This window comes from Paraburkholderia sp. UYCP14C, from assembly GCF_004197395.1.
Taxonomy (GTDB): Bacteria; Pseudomonadota; Gammaproteobacteria; order Burkholderiales; family Burkholderiaceae; genus Paraburkholderia.
The window spans coordinates 1-9,570 of the sequence record NZ_SELS01000124.1 but is presented as its reverse complement, the minus strand read 5'-3'; the positions used below and the strand labels follow the sequence as shown (position 1 = coordinate 9,570).

Below are 9,570 nucleotides of genomic sequence, written 5' to 3'. Positions count from 1 at the left end.
AATTGTGCGGGACATCGCTGGAAGCGGCAAGCACGCCGTTACCCATAAACCGCTTTGAAATCAGCGACTTAAAGGACGTTCTCGGAACATGTCGGAACACCCCGGAAGCGTTGCCGGGCGGAAGGCAGCAGGAGTCGAACCTACCTGAGAGCGTCTGACGCCCTCAACTGGGTTTGAAGCCCAGCCGCACCACCGGATACGGATGCCTTCCTACGGTGATCGAATGACGCGTGGCCGATAGAAACAGAACACCAGCCAGATCAAGGCAGATCGAGCCAGCGATTATCCGTGCGCACGAGGTGCAGGCCACGGTGGAAGCGAGTATACCCAACCCGGTCGAAGAACTCCAAAAGCTGGATCGCGCGTTTTCGGCCGAGTCCGGTCGCGTCGCGAAACGGCGCGGCCGCCACGGTGCCGGCGTTTTTCTGCGCCTCGCTCGCCGCGATCGACGCAAGCTCGCGAATCACCTGCTGGTGATAGAACAGATCATGCACGACCTGGAACAGTTCGCCCTGACGCGCGAGCTTGCGCAGCAACTGACGCACCCGCTCCTCCGGCACACCGTGCGCGTTCGCGAGGTCGCGTACCCACGGTGGATCGAAACGCCCCGCCTCGATCTCAGGCAGCAGCGTTGCGGCAAGCGCCTGATCGGCGGCGTCGAGCGTCACCGCGTGGCCGGGCAAATGCAGCCACGGTCCATGTTTGACGAGCTCGCCACGCGCCGCCGCAGCGTCGACCAGCGCACGCCACAGCGTGTCGTCGACCAGCGGCGCCGCGATGCGCCGCAAGCGCGACACGTCCGGGCCGAGTTCATCGGGCGAGCGCTCGTGGTATTGCGCGAGCGCACTCGTCAGCCGCCCGGCGAGCGCGCGCCATGTGGCGTCCGTGACCAGCAGCGCGTCATGGCCCGGCACTTCGATCGTGCGTGTCCCGGCGGGCAATGCGAGCGCGGCCGCCGGCATTCCTGTCAAGCGCTCCAGCAACGCCCGCGACAACCCGTGCGGCGCGCACGCGAGCAGTGCGTCGAGTGAACCGGTGTCGAGCAGCGTCTGGATCGCGTCGAGCCAGCCGAACCGTTCCGGCGAGCGCCGCTTGCGCGCAGGAGCGAACGGATCGAGCACGTGCCCGCCGCCCACCGTGCGATTGGCCTGCGCGTTACGCACGACGAAGCGATCGCCCGGCGCCGCGCACAGCAGCCGCTCGAACACGAGTTGCGCGCGCGCGTGCTGACCCGGCGCAAGCGTGTCGCCTTCGAGCAGCGCGACATGCGCAACCTGATGCTGCGTGCCGAGATGCACGTGCAGCGGCGCCCAATGTTCGAGCGCGTGCGGCGTGTCCGCGAGCAGCGTCAGCATCACGTCGATGCGTTCGCTCGCTCGCGACAGTCGCGGATCGACGATCCAGTCGCCGCGCTCGATCGCACTCTTCTCGATGCCCGCCAGATTCAGCGCGCAGCGCTGACCGGCGTGACCGGTTTCGGCGGGGCGATTCTGCGCGTGAATGCTGCGCACGCGCACCGGCTGATTCTTGGGCGCGAGCAGCATCGTGTCGCCGACGCTCACCCTGCCGGCCACCACGGTCCCGGTCACGATCGTGCCCTGCCCCGCGAGCGTGAACACGCGATCGACGGCGAGGCGGAACAGGCCGTCGTCACGCTTCATGCGCCATGCCGCGGCCTGTTCGCGCAGATGCATATTCAGCGCGGCAACCCCGGCATCGCCCGCGCGCGTCGCGCAGGTATCGAACACGGGCGCGTCACGCAGCACGCTAGCGCCGACGAACGCGCTCACTTCGTCACGCACTTCGCGCAGGCGCTGGTCGTCGACGCGATCGACCTTCGTCAGCGCAATCGCGGCGCGCCGAATGCCGAGCAGTTCGACGATCGCCAGATGCTCGCGGGTTTGCGGCATCACGCCGTCGTCGGCGGCGATCACGAGCAGCGCGAAGTCGATGCCGCTCGCGCCCGCGGTCATCGTATGCACGAGCTTTTCGTGGCCCGGGACGTCGATCAGACCGAGCACGTCGCCGTTGTCGAGCGGCACGTACGCGTAGCCGAGCTCGATCGAAATGCCGCGCGCTTTTTCTTCCGCGAGACGGTCCGTGTCGACGCCGGTGAGTGCCTTCACGAGGCTCGTTTTGCCGTGGTCGATATGCCCCGCTGTACCGACGATCATGCGTACCTGTCCTTCAGTTGCTTTGCGGTTGCGCGCTTAGCTGTGCGATCAATTGCGCTTCGTCGGCGGCTTCGAGGCAGCGCAGATCGAGCCGCAACGCGTCGTCCGCGATCCGGCCGAGCACCGGCCGCGCCATCTCGCGCAACTGCTTTTCGAGCGCAAGCAGATGACGGCCGCCGCGCTTGCCGTCGGCCATGCGCACCACGAGGCCATAGCTAGGCAGCACGTCGACCGGCAATGCGCCGCTGCCGATCTGGCTGACCATCGGCTCCGCCGCCACGGTATAGCGTGGGCCGATCGCCTGCTGCAGCGCCGGCAACACGCGCTGCGCGGCGCCGTGAATGTCTTCGGCAGGGCGCGTGAGCAGCCGCAGCGTGGTCAGCCGCTCGGTCAGCTTCTCCGGCGCGCGATACAACTGCAGCACCGGCTCCAACGCCGCAAGCGTCAGTTTGCCGACGCGCAACGCGCGCTTGAGCGGATGCTTCTTGATCTTCGCGATCAGATCGCGGCGCCCGACGATCAACCCGGCCTGCGGTCCGCCGAGCAGCTTGTCGCCGCTAAAGGTGACGACATCGGCGCCGGCCACGACGGTCTCGCGCACGGTCGGCTCGCGTGGCAAGCCCCATTCGGCGAGATCGACCAGCGTGCCGCTGCCGAGATCGACGGCGAGCGCGAGTCCGCGCGCATGCGCGAGCGGCGCGATCTCGTCGATGCCGACCTCCTTCGTGAAGCCGCTGATCGCATAGTTGCTCGCGTGGACTTTCATCAGCAGCGCGGTGCGCGCGTTGATCGCCTGTTCGTAGTCCTGCAGGTGAGTGCGGTTGGTCGTGCCGACTTCGCGCAGCTTCGCACCCGCGCGGCTCATGATGTCGGGAATACGAAACGCGCCGCCGATTTCGACGAGCTCGCCGCGCGACACCACCACTTCCTTCTTCGCCGCGAGCGCGGACAGCGTGAGCAGCACCGCGGCCGCATTGTTGTTGACGACGGTCGCGGCTTCGGCGCCGGTCAGCTCGCAGATCAGATCGTCGATCAGGTCGTCGCGGTCGCCGCGCGTGCCGGTGGCGAGATCGAACTCGAGGTTGGCCGGTTGCGTGAGCGCGCCGATCACGGCGCGCACCGATTCGTCGGGCAGCAGCGCACGGCCGAGGTTCGTGTGCAGCACGGTGCCGGTCAGATTGAACACGCTGCGCAGCCGCGAAGCGTTGCGCGCGAGCAGTGCCGCGGCGACCGCGGCATGCAGCTGCGGGGTATCGAGCGCGCTCAGCGCCGGGTTGGCCGCCGCATCGCCCGATTGCGCGCTGATCCGCCACGCGTCGAGCGCGTCGCGCAGCGCGTTGAGCACCTGGGTGCGGCCGTATTCGCCGATGAGCGGCGCAAATTCCGCCGACGCCATCACCTTGTCCACCGACGGCACCCGCGCCATCAGCACGCGCAATTCCGAGCTGCTCACATCGCTCATGAGCAATCCTTATGTCGTTTTGAACTTGCGTCCGGTCAGGCCGCCGTCATGCGGACTCGTCGTCCTCCGCTTCCGTCCCGCCGGCCGTCTGCTCCGGCCACAGCCATGGATGCGGCGACGCGCGCCGGTAACCTTCCGCGCCCATCAGCAGGTCGAGCGTGAGGCTCGCGAGGTCGTCCGCGAACGGATCGAACTCGTAGTCCTTCGCCTGGATGCCGATCTTGCGGTAAGTATGGCATTCGTCGCACGACTCCGCCTTCAGTGCGGCGTTTTTCGCTTCGGCTTCACGCGTGGCCGCGTCGGCCTCGGGCGAGCCGACCACGTGATACGCGATCCCCTTGGTCGAATCGCAGTTCGAGCATTTGGTGCGGACCATATGCCATTCGGTCGCGCACAGCCCGCATTGCAGATAGCGATAGTTGTCGTACGCGCCGCCGATGCGCAGCGTGCTCGCCACCGGATGCGAGCCGCACACCGGGCACAGGCCCGGCGTGTCGAGGTACGGTACCGCGCGCTTGTCGATATCGGCCGCGAGGTCGGTCCACACGACCTGCAGCGCGGCCATGATGAACGGCGCGCTCGCCGGTTCGACCTCGGCGAAGCGCTGCGCGAAGATCGCGTCGGCCTGCGCTTCGAGCGCGGCGACGTCGAGCGAGCGCAGGCGCGCGAACAACGCGACGAGCGGCGGCGTCAACGGGCCCGCGGCTTCGAGCTTGTCGAGCAGTAGCAGCAGCACGTCGCGCCACGCCGGATCGCGCGCGCCGGACAGCGCCGGAATCAGCGGCATCGAATACTGCTGCGCGCTCGCGATCAGCTCGGGGCTCGGCGGCTGCGCCTTGAAGTGCGCGAGCACCGCCTGCTGCGCATCGGCAAGCGCCGCCATCAGACGCAGGTAGCCGGCGATCGGATTGCTGCGCGAGGCGAGCTGCCGCAGGCGCGCGGCGCGCGGCGCGAACACCGCGAGCCGCTCCGGCATGCGGATGCGGGGGATTGCCGTGGGATCGAGCGACTCGATGTCGGCGGCTTCGAGAATGCGTTGAACCAAGATATTGACCTCTGAAAACGGAAGAGCCGCCGCCCGTCATCGACGACGCGCGGCGGCCCGGTGCGCGGGGCGCTGCGTGCGGCGCATCGAAACACGCTGGGGCAGCGCCGATCGAGCTTGCTTTACTTGCCGATGATTTCCCTGAACCAGTTCGGATGATGCTTGCGCGCCCAGCCATAGGTAACGGTGCCGCGCGTCATCGCGCCCACGGAGCCCTTGATCCACAGCGCCGCATAGATATGCACGATGATGCCGACGATCAGCAGGAACGCCGCCACGGCATGCACGAGCGCCGACAGCCGGATCAGGTCCATCGGAAAATAGAACGAGAAGTAGCGCCGCCAGATCACGATGCCGCTCAGCAACAGCAGCAGCATACAGATCACCATCAGGAAGAACAGCAGCTTCTGCCCGGCGTTGTACCTGCCGATCGCGGGCAGGCGTTCCTCGCGATTGTTCAGCACGTCGCCGATCTGCTTCATCCACTGGATGTCCGCCTGGTCCAGATAGTTGTGATGCCAGAAGCGCAACGCAAGAATCAGGAACGAGATGAACATCACGCAGCCGATGAACGGGTGCAGAATCCGCGTCCATTGCCCGCCGCCGAGCACGAAGTACAGAAACGCCATCGCCGGATGGAACAACGCGAGACCGGACAGCGCGAGCAGGATGAAACAGATCGCGGTGATCCAGTGATTCGTGCGCTCGTTCGGCGTATAGCGCACGATCAGGCGGTTGCCTTTCACGTCCGTGAAGTCGGTGTGCTCAGAGTGGTTCATTGCGTACCCTCCCGCGAACGGCGTGCTTCTTCGGCTTCCTTGACGGCTGCGGCTTCGTCGGCCTCGGTCACCTCGTTCGGGCCGACCCGCGTGTAGTGGAAGAAGCCCGCGAGCGCGGCGATCCCCATGATGGCCAAGCCGATCGGCTTGGCGATGCCCTTCCACAACGACACCAGCGGACTGATGCGCGGATCGTCCGGCAGGCCGTGATACAGCGACGGCCGGTCGGCGTGATGCAGCACGTACATCACATGCGTGCCGCCGACCTTGTCCGGGTTATACAAGCCCGCGTTCTGAAAACCGCGCTCCTTCAGATCGACGATGCGGTCCTCGGCCTGCTGCTTCATGTCCTCCTTGGTGCCGAACATGATCGCGCCGGTCGGGCAGGTCTTCACGCAGGCCGGCTCCTGACCGACCGCGACGCGGTCCGAACAGAGCGTGCATTTGTACACGCGGCGATCCTGCCGCGACATGCGCGGTATGTCGAACGGGCAGCCGGCGATGCAGAAGCCGCAGCCGATGCAGTTCTCCTGGTGAAAATCCACGATGCCGTTCGTGTACTGCACGATCGCGCCCGGCGACGGACAGGCCTTCAGACAGCCCGGGTCCTCGCAGTGCATGCAACCGTCCTTGCGGATCAGCCATTCGATATCGCCGGCTGAGTTCTCGTACTCCGCGAAACGCATGACGGTCCACGACTGCGGGGTCAAGTCGGGCGGATTGTCGTAGACGCCGACGTTCACGCCAATCTCGTCGCGCAGATCGTTCCACTCCATGCAGGCCGTCTGACACGCCTTGCAGCCGATGCACTTCGAGACGTCGATGAGCTTCGCGACCTGGCCGGTGGCCGGTGCGCGAGCCACCGGCGGCTGGGTGGTCGTGGCCGAGACGCGTCTGATATCCAGTGATTGCAGTGCCATCTCTTCCCCTTATGCCTTTTCGACCTTGACGAGGAACGACTTGGTTTCCGGTGTCTGCGAATTCCCGTCGCCCACCGGGGGCGTCAGCGCATTGACGAGATAGCCTGGCTTGGCGAGCCCCATGAAGCCCCAATGAATCGGCAGCCCGACGGTCTGCACCTTCTTGCCTTCGATCATCAGCGGTTTGATGCGCTTCGTCACGACCGCGACGGCTATCAGGTACCCGCGGTTCGAGCTCACCTTGACCCGGTCGCCGGCCACCACGCCGACCTCCTTCGCGAGGTCTTCGCCGATCTCGACGAACTGCTCGGGCTGGATGATCGAGTTCAGCTTCGCGTGTTTGGTCCAGTAGTGAAAATGCTCGGTCAGACGATAGCTGGTCGCCGTATGCGGGAAGTTCTCGTGCGTGCCGAACGTGGCCTTATCGCCCGGGAACACGCGCGCCGCCGGATTGCTGACGACCAGCTTGTTGTCCGGATGCAGCGGGTTGTAGCCGAGCGGCGTCTCGAACGGTTCATAGTGCTCGGGGAACGGCCCTTCGACCATCGCGTCGCGCGCGAAGAACCGCGCGACGCCTTCCGCATTCATGATGAATGGATTCATGCCGCTGTCAGGCGGCTCGTCGACCTTGAAATCCGGAATGTCGGCACCCGACCACGTGCTGCCGTTCCACGCGATCAGCTTACGCGTCGGATCGAACGGTTTGCCGTTGAGATCGCATGACGCGCGGTTGTACAGAATCCGCCGGTTCACCGGCCATGCCCACGCCCAGTTCAGCGTGTTGCCGATGCCGGTCGGGTCCGAGTTGTCGCGGCGGCCCATCTGATTGCCCGCCTGGGTCCACGCGCCGCAGAAAATCCAGCAACCGCTCGAAGTCGAGCCGTCGTCGCGCAGCAGCGCGAAACTCGCGAGTTGCTCGCCTTTCTTCGCGAGCACCTTGGTCGGGTCCTTCGGATCGGTGACGTCCGCGAGCGCGCGGCCGTTGAACTCCATCGCGAGTTCTTCGGGCGTCGGGCTGTCCGGCTTCGCGTACGGCCAGCTCATGTTCAGGATCGGATCGGGATACTTGCCGCCGTCCTTGCGATAAGCCTCGCGAATCCGCAACCACAGCCCAGCCATGATCTCGAGGTCGCTCTTCGCTTCGCCCGGGCCGTCCGCGCCCTGCCAGTGCCATTGCAGCACCCGGCTCGAACTGACGAGCGAGCCGCGTTCCTCGGCGAAGCAGGTGGTCGGCAGACGGTAAACCTCGGTCTGGATCGTTGAGCTGTCGACGTCGTTGAACTCGCCGTGGTTTTTCCAGAACTCCGACGTTTCGGTCGCGAGCGGATCCATGATCACGAGCCATTTCAGCTTGGCCAGAGCCGCGCCGTTCTTTGACTTGTACGGCGCGGCGGCAAGCGGATTGAAGCCCTGCGCGATGTAACCGGTCATCTTGCCCTGACTCATCAGCTCGAAGACCTGCAGCAGGTCGTAGGACTTGTCGAGCTTCGGCAGATAGTCGAAAGCGAAGTTGTTCTCGGCGGTCGCCTTGTCGCCCCACCACGACTTCATGAAGCTCACGTGGAACGCGCGATAGTTGCGCCAGTAGCTCAGCTGGTTCGGCCGCAGCGGCTGCGCGGCCCGCTTCGCGATGTAGGCGTCGAAGTCCTGCTCCGCTTCGCTCGGCAGCGTCATGTAGCCCGGCAGCAGGTTCGACATCAGGCCGAGGTCCGTCAGGCCCTGGATGTTCGAGTGACCGCGCAGCGCGTTCATGCCGCCACCCGCGATGCCGATGTTGCCGAGCAGCAGCTGCACCATCGCGGCGGTGCGGATGATCTGCGAGCCGGTCGAGTGCTGCGTCCAGCCAAGCGCGTACATGATCGTGGTCGCGCGTCCCGGCACCGACGTCGCCGCGAGCATCTCGCACACGTGCAGGAACTTGTCTTTCGGCGTGCCGCAGATTTTTTCGACCTGCTCGGGCGTGTAGCGCGAGTAATGCTTCTTCATCAGCTGATAGACGCAGCGCGGGTCCTGCAGCGTCGGGTCGACCTTGGCGAAGCCGTCGTCGCCGCGTTCGTAATCCCACGTGGTCTTGTCGTAGCTGCGCTTGTCGGCGTTGTAGCCGGAGTACAGGCCGTCGTTGAACGCAAAGTCCTCGCGGACGATAAACGACACGTCCGTGTAGTTCTTCACGTACTCGTGCTGGATCTTGTCGTTCGTCAGCAGATAGTTGATCACCCCGCCGAGGAACGCGATGTCCGAGCCGGTGCGGATCGGCACGTAGTAGTCCGCGACCGACGCCGTGCGATTAAAGCGCGGGTCGACCACGATCAGGCGCGCCTTGCGGTGCGCCTTGGCTTCGGTGACCCATTTGAAACCGCATGGGTGGGCCTCGGCCGAATTGCCGCCCATGACGAGAATCAAGTCCGCGTTTCTGATGTCGACCCAATGGTTCGTCATCGCTCCACGGCCAAACGTCGGGGCAAGACCTGCCACCGTCGGGCCATGTCAGACACGCGCCTGATTGTCGAATCCCAGCATGCCAAGACTGCGAGCAGTCTTGTGCGTCAGGTAACCCACCTCGTTACTGCTGGCCGACGCCGCGAGCATCCCCGTAGTCAGCCAGCGGTTGACCTTCTTGCCGTCCGCGGTCGTCTCGACGAAGTTCGCGTCGCGGTCTTCCTTCATCAGCTTCGCGATGCGGTCTAGCGCGTCTTCCCACGAGATGCGCTTCCACTCGTTCGCCCCGGCCGCCCGGTACTCGGGATAGCGCAGACGGCTCGGGCTATGGATGAAGTCGATCAGGCTCGCGCCCTTCGGGCACAGCGTGCCGCGATTGACCGGATGGTCGGGGTCGCCCTCGATGTGGATGATGCTCGATTTCGCATTCTTGGCATTGTCGCCAAGGCCGTACATCAGGATGCCGCAGCCCACCGAGCAGTACGGGCAGGTATTGCGGGTTTCGGTTGTACGCGACAATTTGTACTGACGGACTTCGGCCAGTGCGGGTGTCGGCGAGTAGCCCAACAGGGCCAGGCTCGATCCGGCAAGCGTTGTGCCAGAGATCTTCAGGAATTGTCGCCGGGTCATTTGCGTCATTGAATGCCCTCGGCTCTTTTGGAGACAAATTGATTTGCGGCGGCTCCGGTTTTTCTGGACACAGAGTTGGGGTAAAACGTGTGATCCAAACTGGAGTAGTTGATGTTGAAGA

General features: G+C 65.1%; 6 protein-coding genes and 1 tRNA gene. All 7 read right to left on the bottom strand.

Going from position 1 to position 9,570, the window contains the following annotated elements; all coding sequences use genetic code 11:
- Positions 1-118 precede the first annotated feature (118 nt).
- A tRNA-Sec gene (locus tag EVC45_RS45965) sits at positions 119-211 on the bottom strand.
- Between the two features lie 49 nt (positions 212-260).
- Entirely contained in the window at positions 261-2,174 is a 1,914-nt protein-coding gene (gene selB / locus EVC45_RS42385; protein WP_129964054.1) for a selenocysteine-specific translation elongation factor, read from the bottom strand.
- 13 nt (positions 2,175-2,187) lie between these two features.
- Positions 2,188-3,636, bottom strand: a complete 1,449-nt coding sequence (gene selA / locus EVC45_RS42380) for an L-seryl-tRNA(Sec) selenium transferase (protein ID WP_211193572.1) — start codon at positions 3,634-3,636, stop codon at positions 2,188-2,190.
- 46 nt (positions 3,637-3,682) lie between these two features.
- On the bottom strand, positions 3,683-4,681 hold the full coding sequence (fdhE, locus tag EVC45_RS42375) for a formate dehydrogenase accessory protein FdhE (protein WP_129964052.1): 999 nt from the start codon (positions 4,679-4,681) through the stop codon (positions 3,683-3,685).
- A 122-nt stretch (positions 4,682-4,803) separates the two neighbouring features.
- Positions 4,804-5,460, bottom strand: a complete 657-nt coding sequence (locus EVC45_RS42370) for a formate dehydrogenase subunit gamma (protein ID WP_129964051.1) — start codon at positions 5,458-5,460, stop codon at positions 4,804-4,806.
- Positions 5,457-6,380 carry a formate dehydrogenase subunit beta gene (gene fdxH, locus EVC45_RS42365; RefSeq protein WP_129964050.1) on the bottom strand — a complete coding sequence of 308 codons (924 nt, stop codon included), beginning with the start codon at positions 6,378-6,380 and terminating at the stop codon, positions 5,457-5,459. The genes EVC45_RS42370 and fdxH overlap by 4 nt, the downstream gene beginning before the upstream one ends.
- Before the next feature lie 9 nt (positions 6,381-6,389).
- Positions 6,390-9,458 carry a formate dehydrogenase-N subunit alpha gene (gene fdnG / locus EVC45_RS42360; protein WP_136624688.1) on the bottom strand — a complete coding sequence of 1,023 codons (3,069 nt, stop codon included), beginning with the start codon at positions 9,456-9,458 and terminating at the stop codon, positions 6,390-6,392.
- Between the last annotated feature and the right edge of the window lie 112 nt (positions 9,459-9,570).